This window comes from Blattabacterium cuenoti BPAA (assembly GCF_000348805.1).
Taxonomy (GTDB): domain Bacteria; phylum Bacteroidota; class Bacteroidia; order Flavobacteriales; family Blattabacteriaceae; genus Blattabacterium; species Blattabacterium cuenoti_B.
On record NC_020510.1, the window covers coordinates 455,670 to 474,265 of the forward strand.

Genomic DNA, 18,596 nt, shown 5'->3' on the forward strand with positions numbered 1-18,596 from the left:
AATGGCAGGAAATATTTTTGGAAATTTGTTCAGAGTTAGTACTTTTGGAGAAAGTCATGGAATAGCATTAGGTGGAATTATTGATGGATGTCCAGCAGGAATAGAATTAAATTTTAAAGAAATTCAATATGAATTAAATAGAAGAAAACCTGGACAATCATCTATAGTCACTCAAAGAAATGAACCCGATGAAGTAAATTTTTTATCTGGAATTTTTGATAATAAAACTACAGGAACACCCATTGGGTTTATCATTTTTAACCAAGATCATAAATCATATGATTACCATCATATTCGAGAAGTTTATCGTCCGTCACATTCGGATTTTACATATGAAAAAAAATATGGAATAAGAGATTACAGAGGAGGAGGACGTTCTTCTGCAAGAGAGACAACATGTAGAGTTGTAGCTGGTGCTATTGCTAAACAATTAATTAAAGAGATTACAATTACATCTTATGTTTCTTCTGTAGGTGATATATCTATCAATAAATCTTATCAAGAGCTAGATTTGTCTAGAGAATCAATAGAAAAAAATCCTATAAGATGTCCAGATCCAGATGTTGCGGAAAAAATGATATCCAAAATTCAAGAAATAAAAAATCAAGGAGATACTATAGGGGGCATTATTACTTGTGTGATTAAAAACATTCCAATAGGAATTGGAGAACCTGTTTTTGAAAAATTACATGCTGAACTAGGAAAAGCGATGCTATCAATTAATGCTGTAAAAGGATTTGAATATGGAAGTGGATTTGATGGAACTAAAATAACTGGTTCTCAACATAATGATTTATTTCAACAAGATGGAACAACCAAAACAAATTTATCCGGAGGAATACAAGGAGGAATTTCAAATGGAATGGATATTTATTTTAGAATTGCCTTTAAACCTATAGCTACGATAATGAAAGAACAAAAAACTATAGATAAACATGGTAATTTTGTCCTTATGAAAGGAAAAGGAAGACATGATCCTTGTGTTTTACCTCGTGCTATTCCTATTGTTGAATCTATGACCGCTTTAGTTTTAGCAGATTATTGGATGTATACTAAATTATCTAAATTATCTTCAATAAAAAAAAATTGAATCAAAAACTTCTCATTTTTATTTTAGGACCTACCTGTGTAGGAAAAACTTTTCTCTCCTTGTTTTTAGCTGAAAAATTAAAGACTGAAATTTTATCTTGTGATTCTAGACAATTTTATAAGGAATTAAAAATAGGAACTTCTATGCCTACTACAGAAGAACTATCTCGTGTTCCTCATCATTTTATTGGACATTTAAGTATTCATCATATCTACAATGCAAAATTGTTTGAAATAGATTTTTTAAAAAAAATTTCAAAATTATTTACTAAACATTCTGTATTAATTATGGTAGGAGGATCTAGTTTATATGAAAAAGCAATAACAGAAGGGTTATCAGAATTTCCTAAAGTCAATTTGAATATTAGAAATCATTTGATTTATCATTTTAAAAAAAAAGGAATTTCCTTTTTACAAAAAGAATTTTTTAAATTCAAAAAACCAGGAGAATCAATAGATATTTATAACCCTACACGTTTAATTCGATATTTAGAAATAGTTCAGTCTACAGGAAAAAATCCTTCTTTTTTTTACAATACAAAAAAAAAAGAAATTTTGTAATTTTAAAATTAGGATTAACAATGCCAAGAGATAAGATTTATTCTAGAATCAATAATAGAGTAGATCATATGATGAAAATAGGTCTATTAGATGAAGCTAAACTCTATTATAATTATAAAAATTTAAATAGTTTACAAACTATAGGTTATCAAGAGATTTTTGAATTTTTTTCAGAAAAAAAAAATGATTTGAATCAAAGTATAGAAAAAATAAAAAGAAACACTAGAAGATATGCAAAAAGACAATTGACCTGGTATAGAAAAGACTCATCAATTATATGGTTTGATCCGAAGGAAAAAAACAAAATCTTAGAATATATTCTAAAAAAACAGTGGGCAATACTGGATTCGAACCAGTGACCCTCTGCTTGTAAAACAGATGCTCTAAACCAAACTGAGCTAATTGCCCTATTTATTCAAATGTAAGAAAAAATTTTTATAATATAACAAGATTTCAGATACAACAAACGTACTTCCACTTATTAAAATCAAATCATTTTTATTAGCTTGATTTTTAGCACATAAAAAAGCCTTCTTTACAGAAGGAAAAAAATTTATTCTTTCATGATTTTTAAATATTTTACTAACTAATATTGACAAATCATGTATAGAATATTTTCTATCTATAGAAGGTTGGCAAAAATAATAAAAAGATTCAACAGGAAAATACTTTAACAATTGATCTACTTTTTTTTCTTTTACAAAACCCAAAATTAAATGTAATTTTTCATATGATTCTTTTTTTAATTGATTACTAATCATATATATACCTTCTTCATTATGAGCTATATCACAAATTATTTTTGGATTTTTTTCTTGTAAAATATGCCATCTACCTTTGAAATTAGTATTTTTTATTACATTTTCTAATCCTTTTTGTATTGATTGATTAGATACTATGATATTTTTTCTGTAATTTAAAATACTTATAGTTTTTAATACAACACTTCGATTAAAATTTTGATAATCTGCTTTAAAAGGCATTTTATATTGAGAATCTTCTTTAGTTTTTACGGAAAAATAAATTGGGGCATTTTTTTTGAAAGCTTCTTGAAGAAAAAGAGATCGAACCTCTTTCGAGATTTTTCTTCCTATTATTACTGATACGTTTTTTTTTATAATTCCAGCTTTTTCCAAAGCAATTTTTAATTGATTCTTTCCAAGAGTCTCTGTATGATCTAGACTAATATTTGTAATTATAGATATTTTTGGAATTATCAAATTAGTAGAATCTAATCTTCCTCCCATCCCTACTTCAATAATTGCTAGATCTACTTTTTTTTCTTTAAAATATTGAAAAGCTAAAGCTGTGTTCATTTCAAAAAATGAAACTTTTTCTTTTTCTATAAATTTCTTATTTTCATTTACAAAATTTACAAGATAATCTTCTTCTATTAATACACCGTTACAGGTTATTCTTTCTCTAAAATCTATTAAATGAGGAGAAGTAAATATTCCTATTTTATATTTTTCTTCTTGTAAAATAGAAGATAACATATGTACTGTAGATCCTTTCCCATTTGTTCCTCCCACATGTATACTTTGAAAGTAATTTTGGGGATCTCCTAAATGAGAACAAAAATTTTGTATTCTTTTTAAACCAGGTTTATATGATTTTAATCCTGTATTCTGATAGATTGGAAGACGTTTAAAAATCCATTGAACTGTTTCTGTATAATTCAAAAAATATCAACCTTATTAAAATAACATAGTACAAAAATATATTTTTTTTCAAGACAAAAATTGATTATATTCGTTTTGAAATTGGTTTTTAATTCTTTTTTTAAAATAAAGACACATCTACATTTTATTGAAAAAATTATAGAGGAAGATATTAAAAACGGATTTCCTATAAAGAAAATAAAATTCCGTTTCCCTCCTGAACCTAATGGTTTTCTTCATATTGGACATATAAAAGCCATATGTTTAAATTTTGAGTTAAGTCAAAAATATAAATCTCCAATTAATTTAAGATTTGATGATACTAATCCTATAGGAGAAAATAAAAACTTTATAAATTCTATAAAAAAAGATATTCTTTTTTTAGGATTTCATTGGGATCATGAAAGTTATGCTTCAGATTATTTTTCTAAACTTTATAAATGGGCAATAAAATTAATTAAAGAAAACAAAGCTTATGTAGATGATCAATCTCAAAATATAATTCAAGTTCAAAGAAAAAATCCTTTTGAAATAGGGATTAATAGCAATTATAGAAGTAGATCTATAGAAGAAAATCTCTTTCTTTTCGAAAAAATGAAAAACGGATTTTTTGGGGAAGGAACTTGTGTTTTAAGAGCTAAAATTAATATGAGTTCTTCAAACATGAATATGCGAGATCCAATTATGTATAGAATTTTACGGAAAAAACATCATAGAACTAGATATAAATGGTGTATTTATCCTACTTATGATTGGACACATGGATTATGTGATTATATAGAACAAATATCTCATTCTTTATGTTCCTTGGAATTTGAAAATAGACGCCCATTATATAACTGGTATTTAGATCAAATTTATATTGATGATAATAATAAAGAAACAATCAGACCTAAACAAATAGAATTTTCAAGATTAAATTTAAGTCATACTATAACCAGTAAAAGAAAAATTCAATATTTAATTGAAAAAAAAGTTATTCAATCTTGGGATGATCCACGTATTTTAACAATATCTGGATTACGAAAAAAAGGATATACTTCTGTTGCTTTAAAAAATTTTATTCATCAAATAGGAATCACTAAAAGAAATAATATCATAGATATATCTTCTCTTGAATTTTGGGTAAGAAAACATTTAAATAAAATAGCTTTTAGAACTATGGTAGTATTACATCCAATTCAATTAATTATTGACAATTATGCATCAGATACTACTGAATGGGTTGAAGGAGAAAATAATCCAGAAAATTCTAATTTTGGAAATAGAAAAATTCCTTTTTCCAAATTCCTATACATAGAAAAAGATGATTTTTTAGAAAAAGAAAAAGAAAATTTTTTTCGTCTTTGTATTGGAAAAGAAGTAAGACTTAAAAATGCTTACATCATCAAAGCAAATTCTGTAATAAAAAATGATGAAGGAGAAATAAAAGAAATACACTGTACTTATGATCCTAAAAGTAAATCTGGAAAAAAAAATAAAATTGAAGAAAAAAGAAGAGTAAAAAGCACTTTGCACTGGGTCTCTATAAAACATTCTTTTCCTATAAAGATAAATTTATATAAACCCCTATTTTTAAAGAAAAATCCAGATATAGATTTTTATAAACATATCAATCCTAAATCACAAGATAAAATTATAGGTTATGCAGAACCTTCCTTAAAAAAAGCAAAAAAAGGAGAGCATTTTCAATTTCAAAGAATTGGATATTTTTATGTGGATAGTAAAATTAAAAATGATCAAATCATTTTCAATAAAACAGTATCTATAAAAAACCAGTGGAAAAAAAATGAAAAGTAATTTTTCGTCAATTCATTTCATTCCAAGATATCTGGAAATATGTTTTCATATTCTCTTAATCCAGTTCCTGCAGGAATTTTATGTCCTACGATTACATTTTCCTTTAATCCATGTAAATAATCTATTTTACTACTTATAGCCGCTTCACTTAAAACTTTTGTTGTTTCTTGAAATGAAGCCGCAGATATAAAAGATTTAGTTTGTAACGCTGCTCTTGTTATTCCTTGTAATATAGGTCTTGCTGTAGCAGGAATTGCATTTCTTGTTTTTATTAATTTTTGATTCTTATATTTCAAAACTGCGTTTTCATTTCTTAAATCCCTATAACTAATAATCTCTCCATTTTTAATGATTTCAGAATCTCCGGAATCTTCAACTACTCTCATTTGAGAGATTCTATCATTTTCCTCTATAAAATCGTCTTTATATTCTATATTTCCTTCCAAAAATTTTGTATCTCCTATATCTATAACTTCTACCTTCCTCATCATTTGTAAAACAATAACTTCAAAATGTTTATCATTAATTTTCACACCTTGTAAACGATATACCTCTTGTATTTCTTTTACTAAATATTCTTGTACAGCTCTAGTTCCTCTTATATTTAAAATATCATTAGGAGTAACAGCACCATCTGATAAAGGCATTCCTGCTTTTACATAATCATTTTCCTGAACAAGAATTTGATTGGATAATTTTACAAGATATTTTCTAACTTCCCCTGTTTTGGATTCCACTATAATTTCTCTACTTCCTCTTTTTATTTTTCCATGACTTACTATTCCATCCATCTCTGATACTACAGCTGGATTAGATGGATTACGTGCTTCAAACAATTCAGATAAACGAGGTAACCCTCCTGTGATGTCTCCTGATTTAGCTGTTTTTCTTGGAACCTTTACTAATATTTTTCCTATGTCTATTTTTTCTTCATCCTCTACCATTAAATGAGCACCTACCGGGAGATTATATATTTTTAATTCTTCATTTTTTTCATTAAGAATTTTTAATGTTGGGATAAAATTTTTGTTTCTAACCTCCGTTATTACTTTTTCTTGAAATCCAGTTTGTTCATCGATTTCTACTTGGAAAGTAACACCTTGTTCTAGATGTTGATAAGATATTATACCAGAAAATTCTGCAACAATCACTGCATTATAAAGATCCCATTTGCAAATCATATCTCCAGATTTTAATATATCTCCATGTTTTACATATAAAGAAGCACCATAAGGAATATTATTAACCATTAAAATAGATGATTTTTTTAAATCAAATAGTTTCATTTCTGTAGTTCTAGAAACTACAATTCCTATTCTATGAAAATCTTGTTTTGTTTTTACGAATTTTAAATCTTCAAACTCTATAATTCCATTATATTTTGCTTTTATTTGTGAAGATTCTGTAATATTTCCTGCTGTCCCTCCAACATGAAAAGTACGTAAAGTCAACTGAGTTCCAGGTTCTCCAATAGATTGCGCCGCAATAACTCCAACTGCTTCTCCTTTTTGAACAATTTTTCCTGTAGATAGATTACGACCATAACATTTAGAACAAATCCCCATTTTTGCTTCGCAAGTCAAAGGAGATCTAACTTCTACGATTTCAATTCCAGATTTATCAATAATTTCTGCTATTTTTTCATCAATCATCTCTCCTGAAGAAATTATCAATCTATTATTTTGATAAATCTCATTTAAAGAGATACGTCCTAAAATTCTGTCAAATAAAGTTTCTACGATTTCTTCATTTTTCTTTAATGCAGAAATTTCTAATCCTCGTAAAGTTTTGCAGTCTTCCATTTTGATAATAACATCTTGAGCTGCATCAACTAAACGTCTTGTAAGATATCCAGCATCTGCTGTTTTTAATGCAGTATCTGCTAATCCTTTTCTAGCTCCATGAGTTGATATAAAATATTCTAAGATAGAAAGTCCTTCTCTAAAATTGGATAAAATTGGATTTTCAATAATTTCTCCTCCAGAAGATCCTGCTTTTTGAGGCTTAGCCATTAACCCACGCATTCCTGAAAGTTGACGGATTTGCTCTTTAGAACCTCTTGCTCCAGAATCTAACATCATGTATACGGGATTAAATCCTTTTCTATCTTCACGCATATATTTCATGACTTTTTCCGTCAGCATTGCATTAGTATTTGTCCATATATCAATTACTTGGTTATAACGTTCATTATTTGTGATCAATCCCATGTTATAATTCATTTTTACATTATCTACTTGTTTAATAGCATTATGTACCATTTTTTTCTTATTATCAGGAATAATAATATCACCCAATCCAAAAGATAACCCCCCTTTAAATGCATTATAAAAACCTAATTCTTTAATCTCATCTAGAAAATGAGCAGTAGTAGGTACATCTGTAATATGTAATATTTTACCTATAATTTCTCTCAAAGACTTTTTTGTAAGAGATTCATTAATAAATCCTACTTTTTTAGGTACTACTTGATTAAATAACACTCTACCTACAGTAGTTTCTATGATTTTATTCACAAATCTTTCTTTTTCACGAAGAAAAACTTTCACTTTAATTAAAGCATGTAAATCTACTACACCTTGGTTATATGCTATTTCAACTTCTTCCGGAGAATAAAAGACGAGTCCTTCTCCTTTTACTTTTTTTTTGAGATCTGAAATTAAAGGTTTAGTCATATAATATAAACCTAACACCATATCTTGAGAAGGGACTGTAATAGGAGATCCATTAGCTGGGTTTAATATATTTTGAGAAGCTAACATCAAAAGTTGAGCTTCCAATATAGCTCCATGAGATAAAGGCAAGTGAACAGCCATTTGATCTCCATCAAAATCTGCATTAAAGGCAGCACAAACTAAAGGATGTAATTGAATAGCTTTTCCTTCTATCAATTTAGGTTGAAAAGCTTGAATTCCTAATCTGTGTAATGTAGGAGCCCGATTTAACAATACGGGATGTCCTTTTAAAACATTTTCTAAAATATCCCATATCATGGGATTTCTTTTGTCAATAATTCTTTTTGAAGATTTTACTGTTTTTACTATTCCTCTTTCAATTAATTTTCGTATAACAAAAGGTTTATAAAGTTCTGCTGCCATATCTTTAGGTAAACCACACTCATGCAATTTCAAATGAGGGCCTACCACAATAACAGATCTTGCTGAATAATCTACTCTTTTTCCAAGAAGATTCTGTCTAAAACGACCTTGCTTTCCTTTCAATGCATCAGATAAAGATTTTAAAGGACGATTAGCTTCTGATTTTACAGCAGAAACTTTTCTTGAATTATCAAAAAGGGAATCTACTGCTTCTTGAAGCATTCTCTTTTCATTTCTTAAAATGACTTCAGGGGCTTTAATTTCTATAAGTCTTTTTAAACGATTATTTCTGATAAGTACACGACGATATAAATCAGTCATATCAGAAGCAGCATAACGTCCTCCATCCAAAGGGACTAAAGGGCGTAATTCTGGAGGAATAACAGATAATACATGAATGATCATCCAAGATGGATTTCCTCCATTTTTATTTCCTTCTCTAAAAGATTCAACAACTTGTAAACGTTTTAATGCTTCAGTTCGTCTTTGTTTAGAAGTTTCATTATATACTTGATTTCTTAATTCCATAGACAAAATATTTAAATCTACTCGATTTAAAAGATCCTCTATACATTCCGCTCCCATTTTAGCAATAAATTTATTTGGATCAGAATCTTCTAATTGTTGATTTCCTTTTGGAAGCTTGTTTAAAACTTGTAAATATTCTTCTTCAGTCAGAAAATCTCCTTTTTGAAAAGAAGAACCATCTAAATGGACCCCATCCCCTCCTTGAACTACGACATATCGTTCATAATAAATAATCATTTCAAGTTTTTTAGAAGGTAACCCTAGTAAATATCCAATTTTATTAGGAGAAGATCTAAAACACCAAATATGAACAACGGGAACGACAAGACTTATATGTCCCATACGTTCTCTTCTTACTTTTTTTTCAGTGACTTCAACTCCACATCGATCACAAACAATACTTTTATAACGAATTCTTTTATATTTTCCACAAGCACATTCATAATCTTTTACTGGACCAAAAATTCGTTCACAAAAAAGACCATCTCTTTCTGGTTTATGAGTCCTATAATTAATGGTTTCTGGCTTTAATACTTCTCCATGAGATTCCTTCAATATAATTTCTGGAGAAGCTAATCGAATAGTGATTTTATTGAATCTATTTCTTTTTTTTCTATTCATTTTTGGATTTTATCATAATATAAAAATATAGAACGAAAAAATTTATTCTTCTAAACGGATATCTAATCCTAATCCTTTCAATTCATAACAAAGAACATTAAAAGATTCTGGATTGTTAGGTTCAGGCATTGGTTCTCCTTTTACTATAGATTCATAAGTTTTAGCTCTTCCAGAAACATCATCTGATTTAACAGTTAAAATTTCACGTAAAATATTGGAAGCTCCAAAAGCTTCCAAAGCCCATACTTCCATTTCTCCAAAACGTTGTCCTCCAAATTGAGCTTTCCCTCCTAAAGGTTGTTGAGTTATTAAAGAATAGGGGCCTATAGAACGGGCATGCATTTTATCATCTACCATATGACCTAACTTTAACATATATATTATCCCTACAGTAGCAGGTTGATCAAACCTTTCTCCCGTACCTCCATCAAATAAATAAGTAGTTCCGAAACGAGGAATTTTCGCTTTATCTGTGTATTTACAAATTTCTTTGATAGTCGCTCCATCAAATATAGGAGTTGAAAATTTCATCTTTAATTTCTGTCCTGCCCATCCTAATACAGTTTCATATATTTGTCCTATATTCATCCTAGAGGGAACTCCCAAAGGATTTAGAACAATATCTACAGGACTTCCGTCTTCTAAAAAAGGCATATCTTCTTCTCTTAAAATTCTAGCGACTACTCCTTTATTTCCATGTCTTCCTGCCATTTTATCTCCTACTTTTAATTTTCTTTTTTTAGCAATATATACTTTCGCCATTTTAATAATCCCTGAAGGTAATTCATCTCCAACAGTAATAGAAAATTTTTGATGTTTAAAAACACCATTTAAATCATTTACCGATATTTTATAATTATGTAAAATTTCTGATATCAAATTATTAACTTGAATATCATCAGTCCAATTACTAGAATAAATTTCTATATAATTCTGTATATTATTCAATATTTTTATAGTGAACTTTTTCCCTTTCTTGATAATTTCCTGTTTCTTTTCATTCAAAACAGAATTATGACATAATTTATCATCTAAAATAAATTGCAATTTTTTAATCAATAAATTTCTGAGAGCTAAAAACTTTTTTTCATATTCTTTTTCTAAACGTGATATTTTAATTTTATCCTGAATTCTAGATGTTTTATCTTTTATACTTCTAGTAAATAGTTTTGTATCTATAACTACTCCGAATAATGATGGTTCAGCTCTTAAAGAAGCATCTTTAACATTTCCTGCTTTATCTCCAAAAATAGCTCTTAATAATTTTTCTTCTGGTGTAGGATCAGATTCTCCTTTCGGAGTTATTTTTCCAATAAGAATATCACCAGGTTTTACTTCAGCTCCTACTCTTATAATTCCATTTTCATCTAAATCTTTAGTTGCCTCTTCACTTACGTTAGGAATATCATTAGTAAATTCTTCCATACCTAATTTTGTATCACGAACATCTAAAGAATATTCATCTATATGTATAGAAGTAAACCAATCTTCACTTACCACTTTTTCGGAAATTAAAACAGCATCTTCAAAATTATACCCATTACACGGAATAAAAGCTGCTTTTAAATTTTTTCCTAAAGCCAATTCTCCATATTCTGTGGCATACCCTTCACATAAAATTTGTCCTTGAGCCACTCTCATTCCTTTTCTTACAATAGGTTTCAAAGTTATACATGTATTTTGATTCGTCTTTCTAAATTTTATCAAATTATAAACCTGAATTTCAGAATCAAAACTCACTAAATTTTCTTTTTCTGTTTGATCATAACGAATAACTATTTTTCTTGCATCAACATATTCTACAAATCCGTTCTTTTTTGCATTAATTAATATACGAGAATCTATCGCTACTTGTTCCTCTAATCCAGTTCCTACAATAGGAGCGTCAGGCTTCAATAATGGAACCGCTTGACGCATCATGTTAGACCCCATCAAAGCTCTATTTGCATCATCATGTTCTAAAAAAGGAATTAGAGAAGCGGATATAGAAGCTATTTGATTTGGAGCTACGTCTATATAATCTACTTGATTTGGTTTTACTATAGGAAAATCTCCATCTTCACGAGATATAATTCTATCAGATAAAAAATTACCATGTTGATCAATAGCATTGGCTTGTGCTATAATTTTTCCTTCTTCTTCTTCTGCGCTTAAATATTTGACTTCATATTTTAAATTTACTTTTTGATTAGAAACAACTCGATAAGGAGTTTCAACAAATCCCATATGATTTATTTTCGCAAAAACAGAAAGAGAAGATATTAATCCTATATTAGGGCCTTCTGGAGTTTCTATTGGACATAATCTTCCATAATGAGAATAATTTACATCTCTAACTTCAAATCCTGCTCTTTCTCTAGATAATCCACCAGGACCTAATGCTGAAAGTCTTCTTTTATGAGTGATTTCAGACAAAGGATTTGTTTGATCCATAAATTGAGATAATTGATTTGTTCCAAAGAAAGTATTTATAACGGAAGATAAAGTCTTAGCATTAATAAGATCTACAGGCATAAAAACTTCATTATCACGAACATTCATTCTTTCTCTTATAGTTCTAGCCATCCTAGCTAAACCAATACTAAATTGGGTATAAAGTTGTTCTCCTACTGTTCTTACTCGTCTATTGGATAAATGATCAATATCATCTACTTCTCTTTTAGAGTTAAATAATGCATTCAAATGTTCTACTATTGCAATAATATCTTTTTTAGTTAAAACTAAATAATTAGAATCTATATTTAAACCAAGACGTTTATTTAAACGATATCTTCCTACAGGTCCTAAACTATATCTAGTATCAGAAAAAAAAAGTTTATCTATAACTCCTCTAGCCGTTTCTTCATCTGGAGGTTCAGTATTTCTGAGTTGTCTGTAAATATATTCTACTGCTTCTTTTTCAGAATTAGTTGGATCCTTATGTAAAGTATTATAAATAATAGAATAATCTTTTTTTCTTTCTCCTTCTTTATGCAACAAAATAGTTTTTATTTCATGATGAATCATAAGATCAATATGTTCTTCTTTCAAAAGAATATTTCTATCTATCAGAATCTCATTTTTTTCTACAGATAAAACTTCTCCTGTATCTTCATCAACAAAATCCTCATGCCAAATTTTTAATACTCTAGCTGCTAAAGTTCTATTTAAGATATTTTTTTCGTTTCCTTTAATTTCCATTTCTTCGGCTAAATCAAATATTTCCAATATTTCTTTATCTCTTTCATATCCTATTGCACGTAATAAAGTTGTCATAGGTAATTTTTTCTTCCTATCAATATAGGCATACATTACATTGTTAATATCTGTAGCAAACTCAATCCATGATCCTTTAAATGGAATGATTCTAGCGGAATAAAGTTTAGTTCCATTAGCATGATGAGACTGACCAAAAAAAACACCGGGAGAACGATGTAATTGAGATACAATAACTCTTTCCGATCCATTAAAAATAAAAGAACCGGATGGAGTCATATAAGGATATGTTCCTAAATAAACATCTTGATACACCGTTTCAAAATCTTCATGATCTGGATCAGTGCAATATAATTTTAATTTAGCTTTTAAAGGAACACTATAAGTCAACCCTCTTTCTATACACTCTTCTATTGGATATCTAGGAGAATCTATAGAATAACCTTTAAATTCTAAAACAAAAGAATTTCTAGCATCAGAAATAGGAAAATTTTCTGTAAAAGCTTTGAATAATCCTTCGTTTTTTCTATTTTCCGGTTTTGCATCTAATTGAAAAAATTCTTTAAATGATTTAATCTGAATATCCAAAAAATCCGGATATTTCACTTGTTTTGCTACTGAGGCAAAAGTGATTCTTTTTTTTTCTGTATTCACCAATTTTGGACAATTTAAAAAAATGAAAATTTTTATTTTAATTCCACTTCAGCACCTATTTCTTCAAACTTATTTTTCAAACCTTCTGCTTCTTTTTTATTTATAGATTCTTTAAGAATACTGGGAATATTATCTACTATATCTTTAGATTCTTTAAGGCCTTTTCCAGTAATTTCTTTAACCAATTTTACTACAGATAACTTAGAATTTCCGGGGGATTTCAAAATTATGTTAAAAATACTTTTTTCCTCTTTTTCAGATGTTTTTTCTTTTTGAAGTGAAGCATTTTCCACTTGGACTGAAGTAGATGGTGGTTCTATTCCATATTTTTTTTTTAAAAGAGTAGCTAATTCATTAACTTGTTTTACGGTTAAATTAACTAATTGTTCTGCTAGCTTTTCTATCATTTTATTTATTAATATTTTTTATTAGTAGTATTTTTCTTTTTCTTTGTTTAAAGAAATTAGGAATCTGATATTTTTTCATCCTTCTTTTTTAGATAGGGTTTCTAAAATTTCACCTATTTTAAATTTTGTCGAATTTAAAAAAGATAAAATAATCTCTTTCATAGAAAATTGAAGTATATTGAAAATTTCAATTATGAGATCTTCCTTAGATTTAAGATGGAGCAAAATATTTAAATCTTTGTTTCCCCCATCAAAATAAAAAGATTCTTGAGCATAAGCTCCTTTTAAATAGGGTTTATCAGTCTTTTCTTGAACATGAAAATTTTTTATAATTTTTGAAGTTATATTTGTTACATTCAAATTTGAAAATAACACAGTTGTATTTCCATTTAAAATAGAAAAAAAAGAATTCCATTTTTGATCATTTATTTTATTTATCGCTTTTTTCAACAAAGTATTTTTCACCATTCTCATTTTAATACTATGTTCATAAAAGTTTTTTCTAAGAATAGATATTTGATTAGAATTTAAATTGGATATATCAATCAAATATATTGTGATATTATTAGATAATATAGAAACTAATTCCGATAGTTCTTTTTTTTTGCTTGTTTTATTCTTCATTTGTTCACAAAACTTTTTAAATCTAATGATAGACCATAACTCATGGTGCTAGATAAATAAATACTCTTTATATAAGATCCTTTAGATGAAGAAGGTTTATTTCGGATAATTATTTTCATAAATTCTACGATATTTTCTAATAAATATTTATTTAAAAATGAAACTCTTCCTATCGAAGCATGAACAATTCCATAACGATCTGCTTTAAAAGTAATTCTCCCAGATTTAATTTCTTTTATAGATTCTTCTGGATTTACGGAAACAGTTCCCATTTTAGGATTAGGCATTAATCCTTTAGGCCCCAATATTTTACCTATACTTCCCAATTGATTCATAACAGAAGGAGTGGCGACTATAATATCGAACTCTGTCCAACCAGATTGAATTTTTTCAATATAATTTAATCCAACATAATTAGCCCCTGCTTTTTTAGCTCCTGTTTCTTTATCTTTAGAAACTAAAGCTAAAATACAAATATCTTTACCCGTACCATGAGGTAACAGAACGGAACCTCTTACCATTTGATTAGGTACACGAACATCTATACCAAGATGTATAGAAATATCAATAGATGCATCAAATTTTACAAAATTAATTTCTTTCACAAGAATTATTGCTTCTTCTAAAGAATACTTCTTTTCAGTAGAAATTTTTTCTAAAATTTTCTTTTTATTTTTAGTTAATTTTTTTGACATATTTATTGTGAAACGAATGAATTTTTTATCTATCAATTTCTATTCCCATAGATCTAGCAGTTCCGGAAACCATAGATATAGCAGATTCAATCGAAAAACAATTTAAATCTTCCATTTTATTCTTTGCAATGATTTTAATTTCATTGAAACTTATTTTTCCTATTTTAGAACGATTAGATTCTTTAGAGCCTTTCTCTTTTTTTACTACATTTAACAACTGAATAGAAACCGGAGTACTTTTGATCAAAAAAGAAAATGATTTATCTTCATATACAGTGATTACGACTGGACATACTTCTCCTATTTTATTTTGAGTAATAGAATTGTATTGTTTACAAAATTCCATTATATTAACTCCAGCACTTCCCAAAATAGGACCAATAGGAGGAGCTGGACTTGCTTTTCCTCCATATATTTTCTGTATTTTAATTTTTTTTATCGCTTTTTTTCTGATTTCAACCATGATTTAAATCTTTTCTATCTGTGTAAAATTCAATTCTAATGGAGTTTTTCTTCCAAAAATTAAAACGGCTAATTCTAATTTCCTTTTTTCTTCATTGATTTTTTCAATTGTTCCATTAAATCCTGTAAAAGGTCCATCTATAACTTTTATTGTTTCTCCTACTGCAAAAGGAATACTAATACTTTCATAAGTTTCAGAAAGTTGATCTATTTTTCCTAACATCTTATTTACTTCTTCTTTTCTCATAGGAATAGGAACAGCGGAAGCTCCTTTTCCTTCACTTAAAAAATTGATAACACCCGGAACATTTTTTATCGCATGAACAGCTTCTCCTTCTAAATTTGCTTCTATCATGACATACCCAGGATAATGAACTTTATCTCTATGAATTTTTTTCCCTTTTCTCATTTGTATAACTTTCTCAACAGGAACTAATACTTTTCCTATATGTTCTTGAAACCCATTATCTCTAACTTCATTTTCAATATATGATTTTACCTTGTTCTCTTGTCCACTCATGGTTTTTATTACATACCATTTTCTTTCCAAATCATTCATTAATATATAATTTTATAAAGAAAATAATTTTTTAATTAAAAAGATAAAAAAACCATCTATTCCATATAAAAATATGGATAAAAATATGGAGAATAAAAACACAATCATTGTTTTATATTGCAAATCATTCCATTTAGGCCATGTAATACAATGAAAAAATTCGTGATAAATTTCTAAAAAAAAATTATTTTTTTTCATGTATATACGAATAATTAATTAATGCACGGATGGTAAGAATCGAACTTACGACCTTCGGTTTTGGAGACCGATGCTCTCCCAATTGAGCTACATCCGTTTTCTAATTTTTATTCAATCCATTATATGAATCACTTGTCCCGCTCCTACTGTTTTTCCTCCTTCACGAATAGCAAAACGTAAATTTTCACTTAATGCTATAGGTTGATGTAATTCAACCTCCATAGAGACATTATCTCCAGGCATAACCATTTCTGTTCCATCTGGAAGATGAATTTCTCCTGTAACATCCGTCGTTCTTAAATAAAACTGAGGACGATATTTATTATGAAAAGGAGTATGTCTTCCCCCTTCTTCTTTTGTAAGAATATACACTTCTGCCTTAAATTTTTTATGAGGTTGTACAGATCCTGGTTTTCCAACTACCATTCCTCTTTTGATATCTTTTTTTTCTATTCCACGTAACAATAACCCTACATTATCTCCTGCTTGACCTTTATCTAAAATTTTTCTAAACATTTCAACTCCTGTAACGGTAGATGATAATTTATTTTCTCCCATTCCAATGATATCTACTAAATCTCCTGTATTAATAACTCCACTTTCAATACGACCTGTGGCTACGGTCCCTCTTCCTGTTATAGTAAAAACATCTTCTATAGGCATCAAAAAAGGTTTTTCCATTTCACGAATTGGTTCAGGAATATAATCATCCAACACTTTCATCAAATCTTTTATTCTTTCTACCCATTTTTTTTCTCCATTCAAAGCGCCTAAAGCGGATCCTTGTATAATAGGAATATTTCCTCCATCATATTCATACTTAGAAAGTAACTCTCTAATTTCCATTTCTACTAACTCTAATAATTCTGGATCATCTACTTGATCTACTTTATTCATAAATACCACAATTTTTGGAACTCCTACTTGACGAGATAATAAGATATGTTCTCTAGTTTGAGGCATGGGTCCATCTGTAGCAGCTACAACTAAAATTGCCCCATCCATTTGAGCGGCTCCTGTTATCATATTTTTTACATAATCTGCATGTCCAGGACAATCAACATGTGCATAATGTCTTTTCTCTGTTTCATATTCTACATGAGATGTATTAATAGTAATTCCTCTTTCCTTTTCTTCAGGAGCATTATCTATCGCATCAAAACTTTTTTCTTCTGCCAATCCAACTTCTGATAAAACTTTTGTAATCGCAGCAGTTAGAGTCGTTTTTCCATGGTCTACATGACCTGTGGTACCTATATTTACATGTGGTTTGTCTCGTTTAAATTTTTCTTTTGCCATGATGATAAAATTATTAAAAAATACTGATTCAAAAAAAAAGCCAACGGCGGGAATTGAACCCGTGCCCTCTTCCTTACCAAGGAAGTGCTCTACCACTGAGCTACATTGGCCATATCTATCATATTATTTATTCTTAGTTTATTTCTTAGAGCGGAAGACGGGATTCGAACCCGCGACATTCAACTTGGAAGGCTGATGCTCTACCAACTGAGCTACTTCCGCTATATGTGTGTTGTTGTGGGGAGAGCAGGATTCGAACCTGCGAAGGCAAAGCCAACAGATTTACAGTCTGTCCTCGTTAACCATACTTGAGTACCTCCCCTAAAAAAAAGCCGATGGAGGGATTCGAACCCACGACCCCGAGATTACAAATCACGTGCTCTGACCAACTGAGCTACACCGGCAATTCCAATTTTATTCGTAATAATGAAAATCAGTTCAATACAAATCTATAGAGATTTTTATAATTCTCAAAAAAATAATAAATGTTATAAAATTTTTACATTTTTAATTTTACGATGAAATACAAATAATGAAAATACACCAATAAATATCACAACATCAGATAAATTAAAAACGGGTTTAAAAAATTGAAAATTGTATCCTCCAAAAAATGGAATCCAATGAGGAAAATAAGTATTTATTATAGGAAAATAAAACATATCTACAACACACCCTTCCATAAAAGAAGCATATCCTACTGGATAATTTTTTTGAAAAAAATCGAAATTTGCTTTCGATATTCCAAAATAAGGAATCCATTTTTTAGATTCTTGACTATAAATTGTTCCTGTATTAAATAATAATCCATATAGAGCACTATCCAAAAAATTCCCCATAGCTCCCGAAAAAATTAAACTGATAGGAATAGTCAAATATTTAGAAGTTCCTTTTTTTATATTTATGCAAAAAAAAATAAAAATGAAACAAACCAAAATAAACCGGAAAATACTCAACAGTATTTTTCCATGATATCCTAATCCAAAATTAACACCATAAGCCATTCCTGGATTTTCTACAAAACAAATCCGAAAAAAAGGAAATATGAAAAAACCCCCTCCTAATTCAAAATGAGTTTTAATATAAATTTTTAAAATTTGATCCATTAATAAAATAGAAAAAATGATCAGAAAAAATTTTTTCAA

The 18,596-nt window shown here is 28.5% G+C and carries 15 protein-coding genes and 6 tRNA genes; 4 read left to right on the plus strand and 17 right to left on the minus strand.

What is annotated here, in order from left to right; genetic code table 11:
* Nucleotide 1 precedes the first annotated feature (1 nt).
* Genes aroC through BPAA_RS03195 form a run of 3 tightly spaced genes read left to right on the plus strand, consistent with a single transcriptional unit; the run spans nucleotide 2 to nucleotide 2,009 of the window.
* Nucleotides 2-1,090 carry a chorismate synthase gene (gene aroC / locus BPAA_RS02235; RefSeq protein WP_015430048.1) on the plus strand — a complete coding sequence of 363 codons (1,089 nt, stop codon included), beginning with the start codon at nucleotides 2-4 and terminating at the stop codon, nucleotides 1,088-1,090.
* Complete coding sequence (locus BPAA_RS03190; RefSeq protein WP_490393078.1) at nucleotides 1,087-1,650, plus strand: tRNA (adenosine(37)-N6)-dimethylallyltransferase; 564 nt, start codon at nucleotides 1,087-1,089, stop codon at nucleotides 1,648-1,650. The genes aroC and BPAA_RS03190 overlap by 4 nt, the downstream gene beginning before the upstream one ends.
* Nucleotides 1,650-2,009, plus strand: coding sequence for a hypothetical protein (locus BPAA_RS03195; protein WP_490393079.1), 360 nt, complete (start codon nucleotides 1,650-1,652; stop codon nucleotides 2,007-2,009). Before BPAA_RS03190 ends, BPAA_RS03195 begins: the two co-directional genes overlap by 1 nt.
* On the opposite strand, the gene BPAA_RS02245 is transcribed toward BPAA_RS03195, so the two are convergent.
* Nucleotides 1,983-2,058, minus strand: a tRNA-Val gene (locus BPAA_RS02245). The two genes, BPAA_RS03195 and BPAA_RS02245, sit on opposite strands and share 27 nt — an antisense overlap.
* The gene (locus BPAA_RS02250; protein ID WP_015430049.1) at nucleotides 2,058-3,332 is read right to left on the minus strand and encodes a bifunctional folylpolyglutamate synthase/dihydrofolate synthase; all 1,275 of its coding nucleotides are present in this window, start codon (nucleotides 3,330-3,332) and stop codon (nucleotides 2,058-2,060) included. Before BPAA_RS02250 ends, BPAA_RS02245 begins: the two co-directional genes overlap by 1 nt.
* A gap of 75 nt (nucleotides 3,333-3,407) precedes the next feature.
* Between BPAA_RS02250 and glnS the strand changes: the two genes are divergently transcribed.
* Nucleotides 3,408-5,111 carry a glutamine--tRNA ligase gene (glnS, locus tag BPAA_RS02255; protein WP_432762339.1) on the plus strand — a complete coding sequence of 568 codons (1,704 nt, stop codon included), beginning with the start codon at nucleotides 3,408-3,410 and terminating at the stop codon, nucleotides 5,109-5,111.
* 17 nt (nucleotides 5,112-5,128) lie between these two features.
* Here the strand turns inward: glnS and rpoC are convergent, their stop codons facing one another.
* The 15 genes from rpoC to BPAA_RS02330 form a co-directional block, all read right to left on the minus strand.
* On the minus strand, nucleotides 5,129-9,358 hold the full coding sequence (gene rpoC, locus BPAA_RS02260) for a DNA-directed RNA polymerase subunit beta' (protein WP_015430051.1): 4,230 nt from the start codon (nucleotides 9,356-9,358) through the stop codon (nucleotides 5,129-5,131).
* Nucleotides 9,359-9,400: 42 nt separating this feature from the next.
* Nucleotides 9,401-13,210: a DNA-directed RNA polymerase subunit beta gene (rpoB, locus tag BPAA_RS02265; RefSeq protein ID WP_015430052.1), complete on the minus strand. Its 3,810-nt coding sequence runs from the start codon at nucleotides 13,208-13,210 to the stop codon at nucleotides 9,401-9,403.
* A gap of 29 nt (nucleotides 13,211-13,239) precedes the next feature.
* A complete protein-coding gene (rplL, locus tag BPAA_RS02270) occupies nucleotides 13,240-13,614 on the minus strand; it encodes a 50S ribosomal protein L7/L12 (protein WP_015430053.1) in 375 nt (124 codons plus the stop codon).
* A gap of 75 nt (nucleotides 13,615-13,689) precedes the next feature.
* Nucleotides 13,690-14,238 (minus strand): 50S ribosomal protein L10, encoded by a 549-nt coding sequence (gene rplJ / locus BPAA_RS02275; protein WP_015430054.1) that lies wholly within the window; start codon nucleotides 14,236-14,238, stop codon nucleotides 13,690-13,692.
* Entirely contained in the window at nucleotides 14,235-14,933 is a 699-nt protein-coding gene (gene rplA / locus BPAA_RS02280; protein ID WP_023469956.1) for a 50S ribosomal protein L1, read from the minus strand. Before rplA ends, rplJ begins: the two co-directional genes overlap by 4 nt.
* A 25-nt stretch (nucleotides 14,934-14,958) precedes the next feature.
* Nucleotides 14,959-15,396 carry a 50S ribosomal protein L11 gene (gene rplK / locus BPAA_RS02285; protein ID WP_015430056.1) on the minus strand — a complete coding sequence of 146 codons (438 nt, stop codon included), beginning with the start codon at nucleotides 15,394-15,396 and terminating at the stop codon, nucleotides 14,959-14,961.
* Between the two features lie 3 nt (nucleotides 15,397-15,399).
* The gene (nusG, locus tag BPAA_RS02290) at nucleotides 15,400-15,954 is read right to left on the minus strand and encodes a transcription termination/antitermination protein NusG (RefSeq protein ID WP_015430057.1); all 555 of its coding nucleotides are present in this window, start codon (nucleotides 15,952-15,954) and stop codon (nucleotides 15,400-15,402) included.
* 12 nt (nucleotides 15,955-15,966) lie between these two features.
* On the minus strand, nucleotides 15,967-16,152 hold the full coding sequence (gene secE, locus BPAA_RS02295; RefSeq protein ID WP_015430058.1) for a preprotein translocase subunit SecE: 186 nt from the start codon (nucleotides 16,150-16,152) through the stop codon (nucleotides 15,967-15,969).
* Between the two features lie 24 nt (nucleotides 16,153-16,176).
* Nucleotides 16,177-16,249: transfer RNA gene (locus BPAA_RS02300), tRNA-Trp, on the minus strand.
* A 14-nt stretch (nucleotides 16,250-16,263) separates the two neighbouring features.
* Nucleotides 16,264-17,451 carry an elongation factor Tu gene (gene tuf, locus BPAA_RS02305; protein ID WP_015430059.1) on the minus strand — a complete coding sequence of 396 codons (1,188 nt, stop codon included), beginning with the start codon at nucleotides 17,449-17,451 and terminating at the stop codon, nucleotides 16,264-16,266.
* Nucleotides 17,452-17,489: 38 nt separating this feature from the next.
* A tRNA-Thr gene (locus BPAA_RS02310) sits at nucleotides 17,490-17,561 on the minus strand.
* Between the two features lie 39 nt (nucleotides 17,562-17,600).
* Nucleotides 17,601-17,673 (minus strand) — tRNA-Gly (locus BPAA_RS02315).
* Between the two features lie 16 nt (nucleotides 17,674-17,689).
* A tRNA-Tyr gene (locus BPAA_RS02320) sits at nucleotides 17,690-17,773 on the minus strand.
* 8 nt (nucleotides 17,774-17,781) lie between these two features.
* Nucleotides 17,782-17,855: transfer RNA gene (locus tag BPAA_RS02325), tRNA-Thr, on the minus strand.
* Nucleotides 17,856-17,939: 84 nt separating this feature from the next.
* A complete protein-coding gene (locus BPAA_RS02330) occupies nucleotides 17,940-18,596 on the minus strand; it encodes a lipoprotein signal peptidase (RefSeq protein WP_023469957.1) in 657 nt (218 codons plus the stop codon).